Below are 21403 nucleotides of genomic sequence, written 5' to 3'. Positions count from 1 at the left end.
CCGGGGAGCCGCCTCACTTGGCGTCGGCGTAGGAGCCGACCGCCACCGCCTCCATCGGGAAGCGCACCGGAGTCTGCCCGAACAGCAGCCGGCTCGCCTCCGCCGCCGACTCCGTCACGGCCTCGATCACCTCCTGGGCCTGCGCCACCGGGCAGTGCACCATCACCTCGTCGTGCTGGAAGAACACCAGCCGGGCCGGCTCCGGCAGCCGCCCCCGCAGCACGGCCAGCAGCGCCAGCGCCCACTCCGCCGCCGTGCCCTGCACCACGAAGTTCCGGGTGAACCGCCCCCGGTCCCTGGCCGCCCGCGTGCCCTCCGGCCCCGACACCAGCTCCTTCCACCGCGCCGACGGGGGCGGGCTGGTGCGCCCCAGCCAGGACCGCACGATCCGGCCCTCCTCCCCCGCCTTGGCCGCGTCCTCGACGAACTGGTAGGCCTTCGGGAAGCGCTGCCGCATCACGGCCAGCAGCTTGGAGGCGTCGCCGCTGGTGCCGCCGTACATGGCGGACAGCATCGCGATCTTGGCGTTGCCGCGCTCGCCGCCGAACGACTGCGCCAGCGCCGAGTAGAGGTCGATCTCCCCCGCGGCCCTGGCCAGCCCCACGTCACCGGCCATCGCCGCCAGCACCCGCGGCTCCAGCTGCGCCGCGTCGGCGACGACCAGCACCCACCCGTCGTCGGCCATCACCACCCGCCGCATCACCTTGGGGATCTGCAGCGCGCCGCCCCCGTTGGTGGCCCACCGCCCCGACACGACGCCGCCCACCACGTATTCCGGCCGGAACCGCCCGCCGCGCACCCACTGGTCGGCCCACGTCCACCCGTGGGCGCTGAACAGCCGGGCCAGCTCCTTGTAGGCCAGCAGCGGCGCCACCGCCGGATGGTCGATCTGCTTCAGCTCCCACTGCCGGGTCGTCTTCAGCGCCACCCCCGCGCCCTTGAACGCCTTGACCAGCTGCTGCACCGAGTCGGGGTTGACCGCGTGCCCGAACGCCGCCGCCACCTCGTCGGCCAGTGCCTGCAGCTTGGCCGGGCGCATGCCGTGCACGGGCCGCGGCCCGAGCAGCTCGGTCAGCAGCGCGTCGTGCACGTCCCTGCGCCACGGCATGCCCTCGTGGGACATCTCGACCGCCACGAGCGCCCCGGCCGACTCGGCGGCGACCAGCAGCCGGAACCTGCCCGGCTCGGGCAGCGCGGCGATGCGCCGGAGCTGGTCGTCCAGCACCTCGGCGACGGCCTCCGCGCCGAGCGGCTCGGGCTCGAACAGCGTGCCGGGCGCGCTGGGCCGCTCCTCCGGCACCGGCAGGCCGCGCAGCCTGGCGTGCGCGGCCCTGACCGAGCGCGGCTCGCCGTAGCGGCCCGCGTGGGCCAGCAGCAGCCCCTCGGTCAGCGCGAGGTCGTGGCAGCGCGCGACCCGCACCCCCTGCTCCAGCAGCGGAGCGTACGCCTCGCGCGTGTCGGCCCACACCCACCGGGGCCGCTCGGCCGCCTCCAGCTCGCGCACCGCGCCCGCGAGATCGGCGGGACGGCGCGCGGAGCCCCCGACCGGCAGCACCGTCTCCCCTGCGACCACGACGTACACATGGCCAAGGGTGCCAAACGCTCCCGACAGAATCGCCCGTCAGGGTGCCAGGCTGATGCGCACCTCGTCCTCCATCGGAGGTTCCAGCTCCTGCCCCAGGCACCCGGTGGCCGCGAAACACCGCAGGACCAGCTCGCCGGGGGTCACCGTGGCGTGCAGGAACTGCTTGAAGAACGGCGGCGTGTCCCAGTCGGACAGCTCCGACAGGTAGCGGTGGAACACCCTGTCCACCGGCAGCCGCAGCGGCCACGGCCAGGCCCCCAGCAGTCGGGCCGCCCACCGCATCCGCCGGGTGATCGTCACCGGCCCCGTCGGTGTCCTGACCGGCTCGTTCCTGATGTGCTCCGACATGATGCACAGCGCCTCGGAGGGCGTCAGGTAGAGCCACTTCATCCGCAGCCGCCTGGAGTAGAGCTGGCTGTAGAACGACAGCGAGTCACCGCGCAGCGGGTAGCACTTGAAGGCGTCCTCGTGCACCCCCGCCACGTCCACCCGCTGGATGGTGTGCGTCGCGTGCATGAACGCCCCGCCGCCGCCCGACACGATGTACTGGATCACCCGGCCGTCGTCCAGCTCGACCGGATAACGCTGGTAGTTGTGCACGTCGCCGCCGATGGCCGCGACGTACCGGTGTGCCGGGTCGCGCACGATGTCGTCGATCGTCCCGCCGCCCTCCAGCGGCGACGGCTTGTACGTGTTGCCGGTGTAGATCGGCTTGCCGGTCACCAGGATCTTCGGCCGGGGATCGAGCGAGACCCGGCGCAGCCACGCGGTCTGGGCCCGGTCGATCACGTTCCTGATGCCGGTGTCCACGCCCACGACGAGCAGGCTGTCGCTCTCGATCACCCAGTACGGCCCCGGCTGCGTCGCCTGCTGGGACGGCTTGCCCCTGAGCTCCCGCGCCGTCGCCAGCCGAGCCTCGTCGATCGTCTCCGGCTTGCGCCACAGCAGCCCGCGCAGCCCCCGGTCCGGCTTCGGCTTGAGCGGCGGAGCGTCGCAGAAGACCCGCATGAACCCGCCGAGCCCGTCGTACCAGTCATGGTTGCCGGGGATGGCGTAGATCGGGGCGTCGTAGTCCTTGTACGGACGGAAGAACTTGTCCCCGTACTCGTTGCCCGATCCCGTCGGATAGATCACATCGCTCGCGATGATGGCAAAGGCCGTCTGCTCCCCTATTTTCAACAGGCCCGGAACAACGGCGTACTGGGAGGCATCTCCCTCTCCCGTATCGCCGAGCAGAAGGAAACTGAAATTCCCCCCAACAGGGGGCGTGATACGAAATTCCGGATCAATCCCGCGCGCTTCCTGCGCCTTCAGCCACCGCGCCCGGACCTCCCCCGAGGGATCGCCGAACAACCCCGCCAGGATCTCGTTGCGAGAGAGCCAGAGCGTGCGCAAATTCAACCAGCTGAAGCCATGCCCATTAGGTCTGAGCTGCGCGAATGTACCCGTCTGCGAGCAGGCCCACCCCGCCCCCTCCTCCGAGACCCGGGACGAAAGCTGCTTTCCCCGCTCAGCCGCGACATCCACCATGACCACATCTTTACCGCGATCTACCATTTGTGCATCCCGAACGCTCCGTACCGCTGGGAACACAGAAGGTGCGCAATGGTGTAACCTCACCCCCCAAGCAAGCGGTTGGGACCGCCAAGGGGAGGCTCCCATGCACCGTAACGACCCGGACGACGCGACACGCAAGGGGTCCGCCGACGTGGCGGCCATAGAGGGACTGCTCGCGTTCGCCCAGACCCGGCCGCGCTGGAGCGGCGGGGCGGCGCTCAGCAGTGCGAGCGAGGCGATCGCACGCAGCAGGGTGCTGGCCGGGAAGTCGCCGGAGGAGCACACGGAGCTGCTGTCGCGGTGCCTGCGCACGACCGCGAAGCTGCTGCTCAAGCGGGGCAAGGCCACCGAGGCGCTGCCTCTGGCGCAGGAGGCGGTGGCGCTGGACCGCTCGGTCGGCGGGGGACCGCTGGTCGTCTCGCTGATGTGCCTGGCCGGCGTGTTCGAGGCCCTGCACCGCTACAGCGAGGCCGCCGCGACGATGGCCGAGGCCGACCGGATCCCGCCCACCGACTGACCTTTCACCCCTCCGGGACGAGCACCCCAGGGTTGAGTATCCCGGCGGGGTCGAGCTCCGCCTTGACCGCCCGCAGGACGGCCGCGCCCACGGGCCCGATCTCGGCCGCGTAGGCGTCGCGGTGGTCGCGGCCCACGCCGTGGTGGTGGCTGATCGTGCCGCCCGCCTCGACGATGGTCGCGTTCACGGCCGCCTTGGCCCGCTCCCACTGGGCCACGGGGTCGGCGTCCTGCGGGGTCACGACGGTGAAGTAGAGCGAGGCGCCCGTCTCGTACACGTGCGAGACGTGGCACATGACGAGCGGGGAGCCGAGCGCGCCGAGCAGCGCCAGCCGCACGGCGTCGTAGAGCCGGGGCAGGTTCGCCCAGAACCCGGCCGTCTCCAGCGTCTCGACGGTGGCCCCGGCCGCGAGCAGGGAGTCGCGCAGGTAGGGGGCGGAGAAGCGGCCGTGCTCCCACGCCTGGCCCGGCTCCGGCCCGAGCGGCTCGCCGCCCGTCCGGGCCAGCACGGCGGAGGCGGCCGCGTGCCGGTCGCCCACCCTGGCCCCCTCGTAGCCGGCGATCAGCAGGCAGCCGGAGCCGCCGGACCCGCCGGAGCCGCCCGAGCCGATCGCGTCCGGCTTGGCCAGGCCGATCATCGTCTCGGTCTCGTCCGACAGCCTGAGCACGGTCGGCAGCGGCCCTTCCTGGGCGAGCGCTCGCATGGCGGCGGAACCCGCCGCGAACGACGCGAACCGCCACCCTTCGTACCGTCGCTCGGCGGGGGCCCGGCGGACCCGCAGCCGCAGCGAGGTGATGACGCCGAAGGCGCCCTCCGAGCCGAGCACGAGGTGTCGCAGGTCGGGCCCGGCCGCCGACTTGGGGGCGCGGCCGAGCTCCAGGGTGCCCGACGGGGTGACCAGGGTGAGGCCCACGACCATGTCGTCGAAGCGGCCGTAGCCGGCCGAGGCCTGGCCGCTGGAGCGGGCCGCGGCGAAGCCGCCCAGCGTGGCGTACTCGAAGGACTGGGGGAAGTGGCCCAGCGTCAGCCCGTGCGCGGCGAGCAGCCGCTCGGCGTCCGGAGCCCGCACTCCCGGCTCGAACTCGGCCACCATCGACTCGGCGTCCACCGACCGGAGCCGGTCGAGCCGGGCCAGGTCAAGCGCGATCACCCCGGCGAACCCCGCGCGGGCCGCGGCGAGCCCGCCCACCACCGAGGTGCCGCCGCCGAAGGGCACGACCGCGATCCGCTCCCGCGAGCACAGCCGCAGCAGCTCGGCCACCTCGTCGTGCGAGCCGGGCAGCACTACGGCGTCCGGCGCGTCGGAGCCGTCCCCCGCGCGCATGCGCAGCAGGTCGGGGGTGGACTTGCCGCGCGTGTGGCGGACGCGCGCCTCGTGGCCCGTCAGCACGTGCTCCGCGCCGACGACCTCGGCGAGCGCGTCGAGCCGGGGCCCGGACAGGGCGACGGGCGGGAGGCTCACGGACTCCAGCGAGGCGGCGGGGGTGCCGGGCGCGCGGACGCCGAGCAGGTCGCGCAGCAGATCGCGGATCTGCTCGGGCAGCTCGCGGGCCTTGGCGGGGTCGCCCCAGCCCGACCACAGCATGGGTTCTCCAGTCACGCTTACACTGTGACACATGACGTCGATCCGTCACAACGAGGTCGTGCTGGACGCGGCCCGCGACTGCGTGCTGGCCTACGGGGTGCGCAGGACCACGCTCACGGACGTGGCGCGCCGGGCGGGGGTGTCGCGGATGACGCTCTACCGCCGCTGGCCCGACGTGCGCACGCTGGTGGCCGACCTGATGACCAGGGAGTGGGTGCGCGTGGTGGGCGAGCTGGACCTGTCGGACCCGGTGCGCGCGGTGGTGGCCGGCGTCCAGGGGCTGCGCGCGCACCCGTTGTGGCGCAAGATCGTGGAGGCGGATCCCGAGCTGCTCGTGCCGTACCTGCTGGACCGGCGCGGCGCCAGCCACGAGGCCATCCTCGAGGTGCTCGAACGGGTGGTCGGCGATCCGCGCAAGGCCCGGGCGGTGCTGCTGGTCGCCCAGTCGTTCCTCCTGTCCGCTCCGACCATGCTCGACCCCGTGACGCTGGACGAGCTCGACGCCGAGCTCGCCGCCCTGCTGGAGGCCTACCTTGGATAGCTCTCTCAACGCCGCCAGACGATCCCGCGAGCTGCGCCGGGTCGCCGAGGAACGGGTGGACGTGCTGGTGGTGGGGCTGGGCGCGACGGGCGCGGGCGCCGCGCTCGACGCCGCCGCCCGGGGGCTGAGCGTAGCGGCGATCGACGCCCACGACCTGGCTTTCGGGACGTCGAGGTGGAGCTCCAAGATGGTGCACGGCGGCCTGCGCTACCTGGCCAAGGGGCAGGTGGACGTCGCCTACGAGAGCGCGGTCGAGCGCGGGATCCTGCTCAGGAGGACGGCTCCGCACCTGGTGAAGGCGCACCCGTACCTGCTGCCGCTGACCGCGGCCGTCTCGCGGCGGCAGGCGGCGCTGGTGATGACCGGCTACCGGCTCGGCGACGGGCTGCGGGCCGCCGCCCGCACGCCGCGCCGCCTGCTGCCCGGCCCGACGCGTCTGGCCGGGGCCCGCGCCCGCACGCTGGCGCCCGTGCTGCGGCCCGACGGCCTGCGCGGCGCGCTGCTGTCGTGGGACGGCCGGCTGCTCGACGACGCCCGCCTGGTGGTGGCGATCGCCAGGACGGCGGCCGCGCACGGGGCCCGCGTGCTGACCCGCTGCCGCGCGCTGCGGCTCACGGATCAGGGTGCGGCGGTCCGCGACGAGCTGACGGGCGAGGAGTTCACGCTCCGGGCCCGGGTGGTGATCAACGCCACCGGGGTGTGGGCGGGCACGCTGGACCCCGCCGTGAAGCTGCGCCCGTCACGGGGGACCCACCTCGTCCTGCCGCCGGGGACGCTTCCCGGGTTGATCGCGGGCATGCACGTGCCCATCCCCGGCGAGTCCAACCGGTTCGCGCTCGTGCTCCCCCAGCGCGACGGCCGCGTCTACGTGGGCCTCACGGACGAGCCGGTGGACGGTCCGGTGCCGGACGTGCCCGAGGCGCCCGAGGAGGACGTCAGAACGCTCCTGGAGGTGCTGAACGGGGTGCTTGAGGTTCAGGTGACCAGAGAGGCGGTCGCGGGCGCCTACGCGGGCCTCAGGCCGCTCCTGGCGGCAGACGGCCGGACGGCCGACCTCTCCCGGAGGCACGCGGTGCTCACCGAGGGCGGCGTCGTGACCGTGGTGGGGGGCAAGCTGACGACATATCGCCGCATGGCCGAGGACGCGGTGGATCGAGCGGTTTCGTACGCGAACCTCCGGGCAGCCCGTTGCCGTACGCGGCGGATCCCCCTCACCGGCGCGGGTCCGCAGCCCTCCGGGGTGCCGGCGCGCCTGGCGGAGCGGTACGGCTCCGAGGCGGAAGCGGTGCACGAGCTCGTCAAGGCGCACCCGGAGGAGATCGGGCTCGGCCTCACGAAGGGCGAGCTGATCTGGTCGGTCCTGCACGAGGGGGCGCTCGACGAGGGCGACCTGCTGGACCGGCGGACCAGGATCGGCCTGGTCACGCGACAGGGACCGCGCCCTTCCGGCGACACGGGACGTATTGGACCGATACTCCCGCGCCTAAACCCGCCGATCCGTTAGGTTAGTCTTACCTAAGTCGGATCGGGGAAGGGATACGTGCGTTGGCAAGGGTCTGCGAGCATCCGGTCGGGTGCCACACCGGAAAGGTGCCCACGCTGGCCAGCGCCACCGTGGGAGCCAGGATGTGGCTCCTCATCGAATACACCGGAGCCTGGCCCTCGCACCTGGAAAACTTCGAACTTCCCGCAGAAATCTCGGAACTCGTGCGGCGCGCGCTCGAACGCGGTATCAGGCCCCAGCTGATCCGCCGCCCGGGAAAGCGGACCCGCCCACGGGAGCAGGGAATCCGTGTGCTAGTGGCCTACGCGGTGGGCGAGCACCCCTGGCTGGCGCAGGGCGTCATCGCAGGTCCTGACGATCTTGACCTGGACGCGCTGGTGGCCGGAGTGGTCCCGGAGTCCTGCATACTTGAAGACGAGCCGGTATTTCTGGTCTGCACGCACGCCAAGCGCAATGTGTGCTGCGCCCGCATTGGACTACCCCTCGCTCGGTCCCTGGCCGAAAACTCGCCGGACAGAGTGTGGGAAACGTCACACGTTGGCGGCGATCGTTACGCCGCCAACCTCGTGTGCTTGCCACACGGAATTTTCTACGGCAGCATGTCTCAGGCTGCTGCACTGGCAGCGGCTAACGCGTACCGGTCGGGCGAGGTCATCCTCGACCGCTACCGGGGACGCGCAGGCATCCCTGAGCCATTGCAGGCCGTCGAGCACTTCGCCCGAGCCCATACGGGAGAGCGCTCCGTCGGCGCGGTGGCCGTGGAATCCTCCAGGACGGACGGCGACGTCACCGTAGCCATCGTGCGGGTCAACGCGCGGAGCTGCGGAGATGTCCGGCTCCAGGTTGTGATTGAGCCATCGGCGTTCACAGCGCCGTGTGGTACGGCTTGCGCCGAGACGATCACCACCTACCGGCTGGTTTCGCTGGACAGGCTCACGCCTGTGCGGTACGCCACGCCTGCCCTTGCCTGAAGAGGGAACATCACGGCCCTACGTTGCGTTGGAACAGTGACGCCAAAAGCGTCCAATGCGGCTCAATTACCGAAATACCTCTCACGAAGGTGGTTTTCTCATGTCTCAGGTACGTCGGCAGCTCGCCCGCCCGCGCCCCAGCTGGGGTTGGCAGGATGATGCCGCGTGCCGGGGTGAGGACCTCGTGCTCTTCTTCGGCCCCGATGGGGAGCGGCAGCCCGAGCGTGACGTACGTGAGCGGAAGGCCAAGGCGATCTGCGCCCAGTGCCCTGTCCGCAACGAGTGCCTTGACTACGCGCTGTCCCGGCCCGAGAAGTACGGCACGTGGGGCGGTCTCAACGAGGACGAGCGCGCCAGCGAGCGTCGCCGTCGTATGCGCCGCGCGGCCAGCGCCGGCATCTCCGCCGCCTGACACACCCGGCAGCGTCACCAGCATCGCGTGATCACGCAGTTGTCCCGATGAACCGGAGCCTGGCCCTCCATGTCCAGGCCCCGGCGAACCCGGTCGGGGCAACTGCCTGATCAGGCACATACCTCACCCAAGCCCGCAAGCATCGTGGTCGCGGAGATTCCCCCAGAACTCCCGACCCGTCAGACATCCAGCCGACATCGCCCGTTGCCGTCCGTTCGGAATGCCGTCATGTGGCCGCCCTAGGGTGCCCGCCATGAAACGCATCGCCATCCTGATGTGCGCGGGCGCGCTGGCTGTCGGCCTGGCCGCCCCCGCCTCCGCGGATCCCGATCGGGCCGCTTTCGGCCGGGCCACCCTGACCGGCTTCGCCTCCCTGCCCGCCCTGACGTTCGTCCCCGGCAGCGAGGCGTCCGGGTCGCTGCTGGGCACGGCTCCGGTCAACGGCGTCACCCCGCCCTTCACCGGCCAGCCCGTCCAGGGCTTCAGCGGCATCGCCCGCCGCCACGACGGCACGTTCGACGTGCTGTCCGACAACGGCTACGGCAACAAGGCCAACAGCTCGGACTTCCTGCTCCGCGTCCACAGCGTCAAGCCGGACTTCAAGACCAAGACCGTCGAGGTGCTCGGCGGCTTCAACCTGACCGACCCGCGCAAGCTGGTGCCGTTCCCGCTCACCCGGCAGGACCGGACGCTGACCGGCTCCGACTTCGACGTCGAGTCGATCGTGCGCCTGGTGGACGGCACGTACTGGATCGGCGACGAGTTCGGCCCGTTCCTGCTGCACTTCGACCGCAAGGGCCGCCTGATGGACGCCCCGGTCCAGCTGCCCGGCGTCAAGGCCCCCGAGAACCCGTATCTCGACGGCGGCCAGCCGAACCTCGGCGGCAGCAAGGGCTTCGAGGGCATGGCCAGGTCGGTCGACGGCCGCCGCCTCTACCCGCTGCTGGAGGGCACGGTGAGCGGCGACCCGGCGGGCACGCTCCGGATGTACGAGTTCGATCTGCGCAAGAAGGCCTACACCGACCGGCGCTGGACGTACCAGCTCGAAGACCCCTCGCACGCCATCGGCGACGCGATCGCCGTCGACGCCAACCGCTTCCTGATCATCGAGCGGGACAACCTCCAGGGCGACGCCGCGAAGGTCAAGCGCATCTACCTCGCCGACATGCGCGACAGGGACCGCGACGGCAAGCTCGACAAGACCCTGGTCGCCGACCTGCTCGACATCGCCGACCCGCGCGGGCTGGGCGGCGCGGCGGGCACGTTCAGGTTCCCGTTCCAGACGATCGAGGACGTCGTCATCCTGGACGACCGCACGCTCGGCGTGCTCGACGACAACAACTTCCCCTTCTCCAACGGCCGGACCCCCGGCAAGCCGGACGACAACGAGTTCATCACGGTACGGCTGACGCACGGCCTCCAGGCCGACCCCCGCGTCTACCGGTAACGACCACGGAACGCGGGCGAGGCCGCCTCGCCCGCGTTCACAGGTTCTTCAGCGGCGCCGCGAACGGGTCCCACTCGATGACCACGAGCTCGCCCCAGCTCTCGGCGGCCCTGCGGCGCAGACCCTGGTCGACGGTGTCGGTCACCACCACGATCCGGTTCAGCCGGGGATCGGGCCCCCCGCTCATGACATGCTCGTCGTCCACCGGCCACGCCGGCACCCTGTCCAGCACGGCCTGGCCGTTGCGCACCTGCCGCCGCACCTGGGGCACGTCCCTCGCGACCCGCCGACCGGCCAGCTCGCGCCCGCGCCCGGTGACGTAGGGAACGACGAGCGTGCGGGTGTCATAGAGCAGGTAGGGCGGTGCGAGATCGGGATCCACGGGCTGCCAGTAGACCTCCGCCGCGCCGCGGGTCGCGGGCTGCAGGATCACCCGCCACCCGGCCGGGTCGTACTCGAGGCCCGCGGACGTCCCGTACAGGACGAGCAGCACGAAGATCATCTTTGCTCGCACCCGGAGGAGTGCAGCGGCCCCGGCGATAGGGTCCCTTGCCATGTCAGAACATGAACCGTCGCCCGCGGACGACCTCGAGCGGACCGTGCGGCTCGCGGTCGAGACCCTCCGGGACGCGCCCGGGACCGACGCCTGGGAGAGCAAGGCCGGGAGCCTCGACTGGACCTGCTGGGAGACCGCCGAGCACCTGTCCGACGACCTGTTCGCCTATGCCGTGCAGCTCGGCCTCACGACTCCCCCGCTGGACGTCAGCGTCCCCTTCGCCCTGGAGAGCCGCCGGCCGGGCGGGCCGCGGAACTCGGTGCACGCCGACCGCGAGGCGGGGGTCACGGGGCTGCTGCAGGTGCTGCAGACGAGCGGCGCGCTGCTCGTGGCGATGGTACGCACGGCGCCGCCGGACGCCCGCGCGCACCACGTCTTCGGGGCCGCGGACCCGGCCGCCTCCGCCGCGATGGGCCTCGTGGAGACCCTCGTCCACACGTACGACATGTCCCAGGGCCTCGGCCTCGCCTGGGCGCCGCCCGCGGACACGTGCGCGCGGGTGCTGGCCCGGCTCTTCCCCGGCGCCCCGCGCGACACGGATCCCTGGACGACCCTGCTGTGGGCCACCGGGCGGGCCGAGCTCCCCGGCCGCCCGCGCCTGACGACATGGCGCTGGCACAACGAGCCGGTGTCACAGCCCTCGTGACCGAAACCCGTCGCCGGGCAGACCTTAACCCGGCGGCGGGTGGCGGGCCGCCGGATCAGACGATGAGATCGTCGAACTCGCCGTCCTTCGCCCCGAGGACGAACGCGGTGATCTCGGCCTGCGTGTAGACCAGGGCCGGGCCTTCGGGAAACCGGGAGTTACGCATGGCGATCTCCCCCGTGGGCAGGTTCGCGACCTCGACGCAGTTGCCGTTGGGGTTGCTCCGCCTGCTCTTGCGCCAGACGACGGGAAGGCGGCCGGCGGGCGTTCCGTTCCGGAACTCATGCATGGGGGCAGCTCCTCGCGATCTTACGGATGCACGTGCATCCGCGTTTGCGAGCTGACAATACGGCAGCACGAACTGCTCCATATACCGGACGTCCAAAAATCCCGGTATGGAGTGGATCACAGGGATATCAGCGGCTTATGCGGAAATGAGGCGTTCCAGGAAGCGCCGGGTCGCCTTGGGCTCCTCCGCCTGGATGCTGAGCCGATCCATGACCTCCATGTAGTGGTCGGAATCGGCGGGTTTGTCCAGGTAGAGGGCGCTGGTGAGCTGCTCCATGTAGACGACGTCGGGCAGATCGCGCTCGGGGAAGCGCAGGATGCTGAAGGGGCCGCCGGCCGCCGCGTGGCCGCCGCGGTCGAACGGCATGATCTGCACGGTGACGTTGCGCTCGGCCGTGATGTCCAGGAGATGGGCGATCTGCTCGCGCATCGTCTCCGGGCCGCCCAGCGTGCGGCGCACGACGGCCTCGTCGATCACGGCCCAGAGCGTCAGGCCGCTCTCCAGCCGCTTCTGCCGGGTGGTGCGCAGGTCCACCCGCCGGTCGAGCTCGGACCTGGAGGCCTTCTCGTGGGCCAGCTCGATCACCGCCCTGGCGTAGGCGGGGGTCTGGAGGAGCCCGGGGACGAACTGGTTCTCGTAGGTACGGATGCTGGACGCGGCGCCCTCCAGGCCGATGTACACCTCGAACCAGGCGGGCAGCAGGTCGCCGTATTTGTGCCACCAGCCTGGGGCGTTGGCCTGCTTGGCGAGGGCCAGGAGGGGCTCGCGCTCGACCGGGTCGGTGACGCCGTAGAGCGTCAGCAGATCGGCCACGTCGCGCTGCTTGAAGCTGACCTGGCCGAGCTCCAGCCGACTGATCTTGGCATGAGATGCGCGAATCGAGTATCCGGCGTCCTCTCGCGAGATACCCTGCTCCGTACGGAGCCTGCGCAGCTGAGTCCCGAGCAGGATCCGCAGCACCGTCGGGCTCCCCGGCGAATAGCTGAGAAGCTTCGCTTCCGCGCTCTCTGCGCTCACTGCATCGCTCCTAGGTCATCTGCACGTGCAGATGCGATTCGCATCCGTAAACTACGAAAAGTCTTGCATCGGTAAGCACTCCCCGTAAAGATGGGCATTGGATCACCAGACCGCGCTTCGGGGGCCAGAATGACGACTTTCGACGCTCGGCCGCAAGCCGCCATCGGTGCCCGGCCACCAGGATGGCTTTCGTCCATTCTGGTGGAAGGACGCACCGGGGAGTGTGATGCCGTCTTTCCGTTCCATCAACGTACCGCGCTGGAGCCCGCCTGTGTGGCGACGGCCCGGCGGTTCGTCGATCAGACGCTCGGCGCCTGGGGGGCGGTGGAGCTGGCCTTCGACACCCAGCTGGTGGTCTCGGAGCTGGTGACCAACGCGATGCGGCACGGCGGCGGGGCCGCGCAGTTACGCCTGCTGTCGCACGGGGCCGAGCTGGCGTGCGTGGTCACCGACCACAGCCACACCGTGCCGGTGGCGGCCTCGCCGGACGTGTTCTCCGAGTACGGGCGGGGGCTTCGGCTGGTCGACGCCCTCTGCACGGCATGGGGGTGGCTCTCGCCGGGAGGCGCGCGCAAGCTCGTCTGGGCCATCATCGCGACCTGACCGCCCCATCGTCTCCCGCCGGGTCAGTCCTCCCTGTCGAGCAGGTCGAGAACGTCGGCGTCACTGAGCTGGTCGAAGTGCTCGTACCACTGACCGACCGCCCGGAAATCGATGGGCGTCAGCAGCACGACCACCTCGTCGGCCTCCTCCCGGAGCGACTCGACGGTCTCGCGGGCGCCGACCGGAACGGCCAGCGTCACCTTCGCGGGCTTGTGCGTGGCGACGGCTCTGAGCGCGGCCCGCGCGGTGCCGCCGGTGGCCAGCCCGTCGTCGACCACGATCACCTCCCGCCCTTCGAGCGCGGGCAGCGGGCGGTCGCCGCGATAGGCGCGTACGCGGCGGGCCAGCTCGCGCCGCTCCTCCTCCACCACGTCCGCCACGGACTCGGGCGTCATGCCCAGGCGATGCAGCAGCGTCAGGTCGAACACCGGCTCGCCGCCCTCGGCTATCGCGCCGACCCCCAGCTCGGGCGTCGGCGGATAGCCGATCTTCCGGGTCACGAGCACGTCGGGCACGGTGCCGAGGCGGCGCGCGATGGGCACGGCCACCGCCACGCCGCCGCGGGGCAGGGCGAGGATCACGGGGTCGCGCACGTCCTGCAACCGCTCGGCGAGCAGCGCCCCGGCCGCGGCCCGGTCTGCGAAGAGCTCCATGACCTGTGCCTACCCGCTGACGCCGGCTCCTCGCCCTCCTCCCCCAGCCATTCCCTCGGCACCCTGCGCCGGTCCGCAGGGCGCTCGCCGAGGCCACTGACCGTTCGGTTGCCGCTCAAGCCCCGTCTCCAGGGCAGGAGCCGCGGATCAGGGGCGGTTGCGGCCGGAGCGGCGCATCTCCTTGTGGATGATCTTCCACTTGTTCTGCTGCTCCTTGCGCAGCCGCGCGTCCGTCCGGGACGCCATCCAGGCGGCCTCCCGCTGCAGCTTGCGCCAGCTCTCCAGCCGCCGCTCCGGCAGCTCGCCGCTCTCCAGGGCCGCCAGCACCGCGCATCCCGGCTCGCTGGTGTGCCCGCAGTCGCCGAACCGGCAGTGCTCGGCCAGCGCCTCGATGTCGGAGAAGACGAGGTCGACGCCCTCCCCGATGTCGTAGAGGCCCACCCGCCGGATGCCGGGCGTGTCGATGACCAGCCCGCCCCCGGGCAGCAGGATCAGCTCCCTGTGGACGGTGGTGTGGCGGCCGCGGCCGTCCGCCGCGCGTACGTGCTGGGTCTCCATGACCTCCTCCCCGGCCAGCGCGTTGACCAGGGTGGACTTGCCGGCCCCCGACGGGCCGAGGATGACGGCCGTACGGGAGCCCCCGAGGTAGCCGCCGACCAGCTCCACCCCGTCACCGTGCAGCGAGGAGACGGCGTGCACGTCCACGCCGGGAGCGGCGACGCGGACGTCGGCGATCAGGTCGTCCAGGCCGTTCTCGAACAGGTCGGACTTGGTGACGAGCACGACGGGCGTGCCGCCGGACTCCCAGGCGAGGGCCACGAGGCGTTCGATGCGGCCGAGGTCGGCGAAGTCGGTCGAGTGCATGGACGGCTCGGCCACGAAGACGACGTCCACGTTGGCCGCGAGCACCTGGCCCTGGCCGTCGCCCGACAGGCCCCCGACCGAGTCGCGGCTCACGCCGCCCCGGACGAACGCGGACGTGCGCGGAAGGACCTCGTCGAGCTCGTAGCGGCCCTCAGGAAGCCACCTGAGCGCGACCCAGTCGCCGACGCACGGCAGCGACACCGGGTCGGCGGCCGAGGCGCGGCGTACGCGGGCGGAGTATTTGACGTGATGCTGGCCGTCCGCCGCGATCACCTCGGCGGCGCCGCGGTCGACGCGGGCCACCCGGGCGGGGACGGTTTCGGCGGGCAGCTCGGCGGCGCGGAGATCGGTCCAGCCGAGCAGAGCAAGATCGTTGAACAACGGAGTGAGACCTTTGATCGAGAAGGGTGGAACGGGTGGCTCAGCTGAGCCCCCGGAGGTGGACTGACGGCGCGCTGAACAGGGCGACCCGCATAAGTCCTCACCTCCTCGATCAGTCGTCGGAGTGACTCTACGCAGCCTGTCCCCGGCGATGCAATCGGATTATCTTCCGCGATCTGTTGAACCGTGCCAGGGCGCCTGGCCGTACCACCTCCCGACGGACTGAGAAAGGGGAATGATGCGAATCAGCACGTATCCCCCGCCCTCGGCCGAGGGAGCCGCCCCGATGGGCAAGCCGCGCTTACGTCACTGGATCCGGCGCGTACGCCCGGATGACGAGGTGGTCGTGTCCGCGCTCTACCGGGAATACCACAGGCCGCTGCTGGCCTTCGTGATCCGGCTGACCGCGGGCGATCGGCAGTGGGCGGAAGACGTGGTGCAGGAGACCATGATCCGGGCGTGGCGGAGTGCGGAACGGCTCGACCCCGATTCGGTCTCGCTGATGCCCTGGCTCGCCACGGTCGCCAGACGTATCGTGATCGATGACCGGCGGCGAAGGGACGCCCGCCCCCAGGAGTCGGGCGACGGACCGCTGGAGAGCATGCCCGTGCCGGACGAGATGGAGGGACTGCTGCACCAGGTGGTCGTGTCTGAGGCGCTGAAGGCGTTGTCGCCGGCCCACCGCGAGATCCTCAACGAGACGATCCTGCGGGACCGGTCGGTCAACGATGCCGCCGAGGCGCTCGGGATCCCGGTGGGCACCGTGAAGTCCCGGGTTTACTACGCCGTACGCGCGTTGCGGATCGCACTGGAGGAGAGGGGGGTGACGGCGTGACTTCGAGAGTCGAGCACACGGACGTGGGCGCTTACGCGCTCGGACTGCTGGACGAGGACGACAGGCTCGCCTTCGAGGCCCACCTCCTCGGCTGCCCCTCCTGCCGGTACGAACTGTCCGATCTGGCCGGCGTGGCGAGCGTGCTGAACGGGATCGGGCCCGTCGAGGACCCCGACCCCCCTTCCTATGACCGCCCCATCGGGGGCCAGGACGACGTGGTCGACCTGCTCCGGCGCAAGAAGGCGGCCGACAGGCGGACGCGCAGGGGCACGTTCGTGATCGGGATGGCGGCGGCGGTCACGCTGGTGGCGGGGGGTTTGACGATCGGCACGCAGCTCAGCGGGGGCGAGCCGGCCCCGCTGGCGCAGGGGCACGGCGGTCACATGGGCACGCACATGGGCCCGGCCGAGCAGTTCTACGCCGACGGCAAGCCCATCGAGGGCAAGGGCGTGGACGGGGTGACCGGTGGCCTGGTCGTGGAGACGAAGGGGTGGGGCACGCACGCGGCGCTCAAGCTGGCGGGGGTGAAGGGTCCGCTGGAGTGCGAGCTCATCTCGGTGGCCAAGTCGGGTGAGCGCCGGGTGATGACCGGGTGGTCCGTACCTCCAGCCGGGTACGGAGTGCCGGGGTCGCCCGATCCGCTCTACATGCACGGCGGCAGTGCCACGCAACTGAAGGACATCGACCGTTTCGAGGTGGTCACCTCGGCGGGTAAGAAGATACTCACCATCAAGGCCTGACCGGTCCTGGGGAAGCCCTCTCACCGCTGGTGGGAGGGCTTTCTTCATGCCCTCGCCCTTGTGTGGAAATTTACGCGTTCGCGGGTTGAACCGCACCGGGCTCCGGCGCGTACTGCTTGCCGTATCAACCGGAATATCAAGCCCTTTAAGGGGTTTCATTATGTCTATCCGGAAATTCGTATTTTCTAGTGCTTTAGCGGCAAGCGTGCTTGTCGTCCCGGCGGTGCCCGCGTACGCGTCCGGCGACGACGTCTATCTCGCGGCGGGCCTGCGCGGCGCGAACGAGGTGGGCGCCCCGGGCGACGCGGACGGCCGCTCGACCGTGGTGCTCAAAATCAGCGGGACCGAGGTGACGTTCGCGGCCCGGTGGCACGGGATCGGCACACCCACCGCCGGCCACGTGCACGCGGGCGCCAAGGGTGCGAACGGCGACGTCGGGCTCGACTTCTTCACCGAGTCCCTGCCCGGGTCGGTGCTCGGCGTCACCGGCACCGTCAAGGCCGGCGACGACCTCGTCAAGGCGCTCGTCGACAACCCCGGCGGCTTCTACGCCAACCTGCACGACGCCGCCCACCCCAAGGGCGCGGTACGCGGCCAGTTCCACCGGCTGAGCAAGCCCGTCGACCTCAACGGCGTGCTGCACGGCAGCGACCAGGCCACGCTCTCGTCCCAGGCGGACGGCCGGGCCGTGTGGTGGCTGCGTCCGTCAGGCTCGTCCATCGCCTACACCGCCACCTGGTCGGGGCTGGGCCGGGTGACGGCCGGGCACCTGCGCAAGGGGCCTCCGGGCAGGAGCGGGCCGGTGGCGGCGGAGCTGTTCGCGGCCCGGGACGGGCTGCCCGAGAACGTGACCGGCGTCGCGGGGGTGACGCCGGTCGCCGCCAAGGTCGTCAAGCGCGTCGCCGAGAACCCGGGCGCGTACCACTCGAACCTGCGCACCACCGAGTTCGACGGCGGCGCGGTGCGCGGGCAGCTCTCCGGCGAGGCGTTCACCCACCCGCGCGCGCTCACCGCCGACGTGCTGCGCGGCTCGCAGATCTACTCCTGCACGCAGCTTCCCGCCGGCGGCTACGGCTTCACCCAGCTCGGCGTGACGGCCACGCTGCGGCGGGGCATCGACCACTCGTTCGTGACGCCCGCGTCGGGGCCGCCGCAGTGGATCGCCCCGGACGGCAGCGCGGTGCGCGGCGCGGTCGTCAGCCGCACGCCGAACGGCGACAACATCCCCGAGCTGGTCCTCGACGCCACCCAGTCGGGCACGCCCACCGGGCTGCTCGCGCACGCCACGCAGATCCTGCGCCTCAACACCACGGGCGGCCTCGCCCCGGCCGGCTCCTGCGAGCCGGGCTCCGAGACCAGGGTCCCGTACGGCGCGGACTACGTGTTCCTCGGCTGAGGCCGGGCGGGGGACGATTCGGTCCCGTCCCCTGCCAGGCCCTTCCCGGTCGATCCGGCCCGGTCCCCCCGGGCCACCGACCGGCCGCGACGGGGTGCTCCGGCCCGGTCGCGACAAGCGCCCCGCCGCACACGGGAGCCCGTGCGGCGGGGCGCTCCATCATGCGCCCTCTGGCGGCGGGCGGGTACGGAAGACGGTGGCCGCCGCCGGGCGGGGATCGTCGCCGGGGCGGGGTGGAACCACCGTCACGGTCAAGCGTGCGCCGTGACGGCGGCCGGCCACGTGCCGGTCAGCGGGCGTCACCCTGGAGGCCCTCAGCCCCGTGCGGCGGGTGGCGCCCACTTGGCTCCGCCGTAACGGATGGACCTCGGCGACCCCGTGCGGCGGGTGGGACCGACCCGCCGAGAAGAGCCCGCGCGGAGAGGGTCTTTAGAGGCCCGGGGCCGGGAACTGGGCGGTGAGTTCGCTGACCTCGTGGTGGACGCGGGTGATGACGTCCTCGGCGTCCCCCTTGGCCAGGGCGGTGACGACCTCGTCCATCCAGGCGCCGATCTGCCGCATCTCCGCCTCGCCCATGCCGCGCGAGGTGACCGACGGCGTGCCGATGCGGATGCCCGACGGGTCGAACGGCTTGCGCGTGTCGAACGGCACCGTGTTGTAGTTGGTCTCCAGCCCCGCGCGGTCGAGCGCCTGGGCGGCCGGCTTGCCGCCGATGCCCTTGGGCGTGAGGTCGAGCAGGATCAGGTGGTTGTCGGTGCCGCCGGAGACCAGGTCGAACCCGCGCGAGGCCAGCTCGTCGGCCAGGACCTTGGCGTTGGCGACGACCTGGTGGGCGTAGTCGCGGAACGACGGCTGGGCGGCCTCGTGCAGCGCGACCGCGATGGCGGCGGTGGTGTGGTTGTGCGGGCCGCCCTGCAGGCCGGGGAAGACGGCCTTGTTGAGCGCCGTGGCGTGCTCGTCGGCGGTGGCCATGAGCATGGCGCCGCGCGGGCCGCGCAGCGTCTTGTGCGTGGTCGTGGAGATCACGTCGGCGTGGCCCACCGGGGACGGGTGCGCGCCGCCCGCGACCAGGCCCGCGATGTGGGCGATGTCGGCGGCCAGCACGGCCCCGACCTCGCGGGCGATCGAGGCGAAGCCCTCGAAGTCGATGGTGCGCGGGATCGCGGTGCCGCCGCAGAAGATCAGCTTCGGCCGGTGCTCGAGCGCGAGCTGCCGGACCTCGTCGAGGTCGATGCGGCCGGTGTCCTTGCGTACGCCGTAGCGGACCGGGTTGAACCACTTGCCGGTGGCCGAGACCGACCAGCCGTGGGTGAGGTGGCCGCCGAACGGCAGGCCCATGCCCATCACGGTGTCGCCGGGCTGCAGGAACGCCATGTAGACGGCGAGGTTGGCGGGCGAGCCGGAGTAGGGCTGGACGTTGGCGTGGTTGACGCCGAACAGGGCCTTGGCGCGCTCGATGGCCACGGTCTCGATCTGGTCGATGACCTGCTGGCCCTCGTAGTAGCGCTTGCCCGCGTAGCCCTCGGAGTATTTGTTGGTCAGCACGGTGCCGGTGGCCTCGAGCACGGCCTTCGACACGTAGTTCTCCGACGCGATGAGCTTGACGGTGTCGGACTGGCGACGCTCTTCCGCCTTGATGAGCTCGGCGATCTGCGGGTCGACGCTAGCGAGAGAACCCATGACTCTCCTGTCATCATTGACGATTGCGAAGACCCAGGCGCACGGCCTCCGCTCCTTTCGCTCCCCGGTGGTCGATCCCACCCAATGCGCCAGTCGCGTCTCGTCCTAGACGATAGCGGATGTGACAGGGGCTTATTTCGTGGTGATCAGCAGATTCGCGTAGTGTCCGAGGTTCTTGAGGTCCAGGTCGACCGGGCCGGCGGCCTTGGGCACCTTGCGGAAGACGGCGAAGAAACGCCGGGTCTGCCCGGCCTGGATCTGGTCGCCGGGGGTCAGCTCCGAGCAGGCGCACTGGTCGCCCTGGAACATGGGCTTGACGGGCAGCGCCTCGTCGCGGAGGGCCAGCTCGACGTCCTTCAGGCTGTAGGCGTTGGTCTCGGTCAGGCCCCACACGCTGAGCGAGCTCTGCGAGTGGTCGTTGCTGACGGAGAACTCGAGCTTGACGTCGTCGCCCTGCCACCGGAGCGCCTCGATCCGCAGGACGATGGGCACGGTCCGGTAGCCGTCGTTGTACTGGAAGGACCTCGACGCCTGCTTCGTGCCGGGCGTGACGGTCGCGGCGGGGTCGGGCGCGTTCGTGGTGGCCTGGTGCGTGCCCGGCTGCTCCCAGGGGCGCCACAGCGCCAGCGTGCCGCCGGCGGTCAGCGCGGACGCGAGCACGGCGGCGATCACGGGCGGCGCCCAGCGCCCGCCCCCCGCGGGCCGGGGACCTGGAGCGGGGGACGCCTGGGGAGACAGCAGCGGCGTCCAGGCGTCGCTGACCGCGCGGGTCGCGGAGGCCACCGTCGCCCGCTCGCGGCCCATCAGGCGGTCGAGGAGCTGCTGCGCGGTCGGCCGCCGGGCCGGATCCTTCTGCAGCGCCAGTTCCACCAGCACCCGCAGCCGCTCGTCCAGCCCGTCGAGCACCGGTACGTGGTGCGCCACCCGGTACAGCACCTCCGGCACCTGCCCGGTCCCGAACGGCGGCCGCCCCGTCCCCGCGTACGTCACCACGCCGCCCCACGCGAACACGTCGCTGGCGGCCGTGATGGGCGCGCCGCTGGCCTGCTCCGGAGCCATGTACGCGGGCGTGCCCGCGACGACGGCGGACTGGGTGGCGTCCGGCTGGGCGATGCGGGCGATGCCGAAGTCGATGACGCGCGGGCCGACGGCGCTGAGCAGGATGTTCGACGGCTTGAGGTCCAGGTGCACGACCCCCGCCTCGTGGATCGCGGCCAGCGCGGTGGCCACCCCGACGGCCAGGGCCTCCAGGTTGGCGCCTCCCATGGGCCCCTGCGTCTCGATCATGGACGACAGGTCGGGGCCTTCGACGTATTCGGTGACGAGGTAGGCGGTGGCGCCCTCGATCCCGGCGTCGAGCACGGGCGCCGTGCAGAACCTGGCCACGTGCCGGGCCGCCTCGGCCTCCCTGGTGAAGCGGCGCCTGAAGTCCTCGCGACCGGCCAGCTCCGGCCTGAGCACCTTGAGCGCGACCGGGGCGAACGCGGCGTCCTGCGCGAGGTAGACGATGCCCATGCCGCCCTCGCCCAGCTTGCGTACGAGGGTGTAGGGGCCGATTCGCCGGGTCTGATCGATCACGGGATGCATTCTGACCTCATGGCCTGACATTTGGTGGCAGAACGCT

The 21403-nt window shown here is 71.5% G+C and carries 20 protein-coding genes, 1 pseudogene and 1 riboswitch; of the genes and pseudogenes, 11 read left to right on the top strand and 10 right to left on the bottom strand.

The window, feature by feature from the left end; translation table 11 throughout:
* Nucleotides 1–13: 13 nt before the first annotated feature.
* Together ACTWPW_RS08395 and ACTWPW_RS08390 are read right to left on the bottom strand one after the other, a co-directional pair.
* Nucleotides 14–1582: a bifunctional 3'-5' exonuclease/DNA polymerase gene (locus ACTWPW_RS08395; RefSeq protein WP_443168351.1), complete on the bottom strand. Its 1569-nt coding sequence runs from the start codon at nt 1580–1582 to the stop codon at nt 14–16.
* A gap of 39 nt (nt 1583–1621) precedes the next feature.
* Nucleotides 1622–2821 carry a metallophosphoesterase family protein gene (locus ACTWPW_RS08390; RefSeq protein WP_443168437.1) on the bottom strand — a complete coding sequence of 400 codons (1200 nt, stop codon included), beginning with the start codon at nt 2819–2821 and terminating at the stop codon, nt 1622–1624.
* Between the two features lie 424 nt (nt 2822–3245).
* Here ACTWPW_RS08390 and ACTWPW_RS08385 point away from each other — a divergent pair, with 424 nt between their 5' ends.
* Nucleotides 3246–3659: a hypothetical protein gene (locus ACTWPW_RS08385; protein WP_375115517.1), complete on the top strand. Its 414-nt coding sequence runs from the start codon at nt 3246–3248 to the stop codon at nt 3657–3659.
* 4 nt (nt 3660–3663) lie between these two features.
* Here ACTWPW_RS08385 and ACTWPW_RS08380 read toward each other — a convergent pair whose 3' ends face one another.
* A complete protein-coding gene (locus tag ACTWPW_RS08380; RefSeq protein WP_443168436.1) occupies nt 3664–5244 on the bottom strand; it encodes an FAD-binding oxidoreductase in 1581 nt (526 codons plus the stop codon).
* Nucleotides 5245–5275: 31 nt separating this feature from the next.
* Here ACTWPW_RS08380 and ACTWPW_RS08375 point away from each other — a divergent pair, with 31 nt between their 5' ends.
* The 5 genes and pseudogenes from ACTWPW_RS08375 (at nt 5276) to ACTWPW_RS08355 (ending at nt 10119) form a co-directional block, all read left to right on the top strand.
* Nucleotides 5276–5785 carry a TetR/AcrR family transcriptional regulator gene (locus ACTWPW_RS08375; RefSeq protein ID WP_443168350.1) on the top strand — a complete coding sequence of 170 codons (510 nt, stop codon included), beginning with the start codon at nt 5276–5278 and terminating at the stop codon, nt 5783–5785.
* Nucleotides 5778–7272 (top strand): annotated as a pseudogene (locus ACTWPW_RS08370) (glycerol-3-phosphate dehydrogenase/oxidase). The gene ACTWPW_RS08375 and the pseudogene ACTWPW_RS08370 overlap by 8 nt, the downstream one beginning before the upstream one ends.
* A 139-nt stretch (nt 7273–7411) precedes the next feature.
* Entirely contained in the window at nt 7412–8260 is an 849-nt protein-coding gene (locus tag ACTWPW_RS08365; protein ID WP_443168349.1) for a sucrase ferredoxin, read from the top strand.
* Between the two features lie 100 nt (nt 8261–8360).
* Nucleotides 8361–8672, top strand: coding sequence for a WhiB family transcriptional regulator (locus ACTWPW_RS08360; RefSeq protein ID WP_080036407.1), 312 nt, complete (start codon nt 8361–8363; stop codon nt 8670–8672).
* A 253-nt stretch (nt 8673–8925) separates the two neighbouring features.
* Nucleotides 8926–10119 (top strand): esterase-like activity of phytase family protein, encoded by a 1194-nt coding sequence (locus ACTWPW_RS08355; RefSeq protein WP_443168348.1) that lies wholly within the window; start codon nt 8926–8928, stop codon nt 10117–10119.
* Between the two features lie 37 nt (nt 10120–10156).
* Here the strand turns inward: ACTWPW_RS08355 and ACTWPW_RS08350 are convergent, their stop codons facing one another.
* The gene (locus ACTWPW_RS08350; protein WP_443168347.1) at nt 10157–10633 is read right to left on the bottom strand and encodes a hypothetical protein; all 477 of its coding nucleotides are present in this window, start codon (nt 10631–10633) and stop codon (nt 10157–10159) included.
* A gap of 40 nt (nt 10634–10673) precedes the next feature.
* On the opposite strand from ACTWPW_RS08350, the gene ACTWPW_RS08345 reads away from it, so the two are divergent.
* Complete coding sequence (locus tag ACTWPW_RS08345) at nt 10674–11321, top strand: hypothetical protein (RefSeq protein WP_443168346.1); 648 nt, start codon at nt 10674–10676, stop codon at nt 11319–11321.
* Between the two features lie 55 nt (nt 11322–11376).
* On the opposite strand, the gene ACTWPW_RS08340 is transcribed toward ACTWPW_RS08345, so the two are convergent.
* Together ACTWPW_RS08340 and ACTWPW_RS08335 are read right to left on the bottom strand one after the other, a co-directional pair.
* The gene (locus tag ACTWPW_RS08340) at nt 11377–11610 is read right to left on the bottom strand and encodes a DUF397 domain-containing protein (protein ID WP_364115096.1); all 234 of its coding nucleotides are present in this window, start codon (nt 11608–11610) and stop codon (nt 11377–11379) included.
* Nucleotides 11611–11745: 135 nt separating this feature from the next.
* On the bottom strand, nt 11746–12627 hold the full coding sequence (locus tag ACTWPW_RS08335) for a helix-turn-helix domain-containing protein (protein WP_443168345.1): 882 nt from the start codon (nt 12625–12627) through the stop codon (nt 11746–11748).
* A 90-nt stretch (nt 12628–12717) separates the two neighbouring features.
* On the opposite strand from ACTWPW_RS08335, the gene ACTWPW_RS08330 reads away from it, so the two are divergent.
* Nucleotides 12718–13230 (top strand): ATP-binding protein, encoded by a 513-nt coding sequence (locus ACTWPW_RS08330; RefSeq protein WP_443168344.1) that lies wholly within the window; start codon nt 12718–12720, stop codon nt 13228–13230.
* Nucleotides 13231–13253: 23 nt separating this feature from the next.
* Here the strand turns inward: ACTWPW_RS08330 and ACTWPW_RS08325 are convergent, their stop codons facing one another.
* Together ACTWPW_RS08325 and rsgA are read right to left on the bottom strand one after the other, a co-directional pair.
* Nucleotides 13254–13883 carry a phosphoribosyltransferase gene (locus tag ACTWPW_RS08325; protein ID WP_443168343.1) on the bottom strand — a complete coding sequence of 210 codons (630 nt, stop codon included), beginning with the start codon at nt 13881–13883 and terminating at the stop codon, nt 13254–13256.
* Between the two features lie 147 nt (nt 13884–14030).
* Nucleotides 14031–15128, bottom strand: coding sequence for a ribosome small subunit-dependent GTPase A (rsgA, locus tag ACTWPW_RS08320; RefSeq protein WP_375115525.1), 1098 nt, complete (start codon nt 15126–15128; stop codon nt 14031–14033).
* 286 nt (nt 15129–15414) lie between these two features.
* Here rsgA and ACTWPW_RS08315 point away from each other — a divergent pair, with 286 nt between their 5' ends.
* The 3 genes from ACTWPW_RS08315 (at nt 15415) to ACTWPW_RS08305 (ending at nt 18099) form a co-directional block, all read left to right on the top strand.
* A complete protein-coding gene (locus ACTWPW_RS08315; RefSeq protein ID WP_364115086.1) occupies nt 15415–15963 on the top strand; it encodes a sigma-70 family RNA polymerase sigma factor in 549 nt (182 codons plus the stop codon).
* Nucleotides 15960–16703 carry an anti-sigma factor family protein gene (locus ACTWPW_RS08310; protein WP_375115526.1) on the top strand — a complete coding sequence of 248 codons (744 nt, stop codon included), beginning with the start codon at nt 15960–15962 and terminating at the stop codon, nt 16701–16703. Before ACTWPW_RS08315 ends, ACTWPW_RS08310 begins: the two co-directional genes overlap by 4 nt.
* Before the next feature lie 205 nt (nt 16704–16908).
* The gene (locus tag ACTWPW_RS08305) at nt 16909–18099 is read left to right on the top strand and encodes a CHRD domain-containing protein (protein ID WP_443168342.1); all 1191 of its coding nucleotides are present in this window, start codon (nt 16909–16911) and stop codon (nt 18097–18099) included.
* Between the two features lie 429 nt (nt 18100–18528).
* Here ACTWPW_RS08305 and glyA read toward each other — a convergent pair whose 3' ends face one another.
* The gene (gene glyA / locus ACTWPW_RS08300; protein WP_443168341.1) at nt 18529–19779 is read right to left on the bottom strand and encodes a serine hydroxymethyltransferase; all 1251 of its coding nucleotides are present in this window, start codon (nt 19777–19779) and stop codon (nt 18529–18531) included.
* A gap of 24 nt (nt 19780–19803) precedes the next feature.
* Nucleotides 19804–19886: riboswitch (ZMP/ZTP riboswitch) on the bottom strand.
* Nucleotides 19887–19911: 25 nt separating this feature from the next.
* Nucleotides 19912–21357 (bottom strand): serine/threonine-protein kinase, encoded by a 1446-nt coding sequence (locus ACTWPW_RS08295; protein ID WP_443168340.1) that lies wholly within the window; start codon nt 21355–21357, stop codon nt 19912–19914.
* Nucleotides 21358–21403 lie beyond the last annotated feature (46 nt).

The organism is Nonomuraea sp. KM90, assembly GCF_052246675.1.
Classification (GTDB): domain Bacteria; phylum Actinomycetota; class Actinomycetes; order Streptosporangiales; family Streptosporangiaceae; genus Nonomuraea.
This window is presented reverse-complemented; position numbering and strand designations above follow the sequence as displayed.

Coding starts and splice junctions, on each gene's coding strand:
- ACTWPW_RS08385 (WP_375115517.1), top strand. CDS start 3,246: ATGCACCGTAACGACCCGGACGACGCGACACGCAAGGGGTCCGCCGAC.
- ACTWPW_RS08380 (WP_443168436.1), bottom strand. CDS start 5,244: ATGCTGTGGTCGGGCTGGGGCGACCCCGCCAAGGCCCGCGAGCTGCCC.
- ACTWPW_RS08375 (WP_443168350.1), top strand. CDS start 5,276: ATGACGTCGATCCGTCACAACGAGGTCGTGCTGGACGCGGCCCGCGAC.
- ACTWPW_RS08365 (WP_443168349.1), top strand. CDS start 7,412: ATGTGGCTCCTCATCGAATACACCGGAGCCTGGCCCTCGCACCTGGAA.
- ACTWPW_RS08360 (WP_080036407.1), top strand. CDS start 8,361: ATGTCTCAGGTACGTCGGCAGCTCGCCCGCCCGCGCCCCAGCTGGGGT.
- ACTWPW_RS08355 (WP_443168348.1), top strand. CDS start 8,926: ATGAAACGCATCGCCATCCTGATGTGCGCGGGCGCGCTGGCTGTCGGC.
- ACTWPW_RS08345 (WP_443168346.1), top strand. CDS start 10,674: ATGTCAGAACATGAACCGTCGCCCGCGGACGACCTCGAGCGGACCGTG.
- ACTWPW_RS08340 (WP_364115096.1), bottom strand. CDS start 11,610: ATGCATGAGTTCCGGAACGGAACGCCCGCCGGCCGCCTTCCCGTCGTC.
- ACTWPW_RS08330 (WP_443168344.1), top strand. CDS start 12,718: ATGGGCATTGGATCACCAGACCGCGCTTCGGGGGCCAGAATGACGACT.
- ACTWPW_RS08325 (WP_443168343.1), bottom strand. CDS start 13,883: ATGGAGCTCTTCGCAGACCGGGCCGCGGCCGGGGCGCTGCTCGCCGAG.
- ACTWPW_RS08315 (WP_364115086.1), top strand. CDS start 15,415: ATGGGCAAGCCGCGCTTACGTCACTGGATCCGGCGCGTACGCCCGGAT.
- glyA (WP_443168341.1), bottom strand. CDS start 19,779: ATGGGTTCTCTCGCTAGCGTCGACCCGCAGATCGCCGAGCTCATCAAG.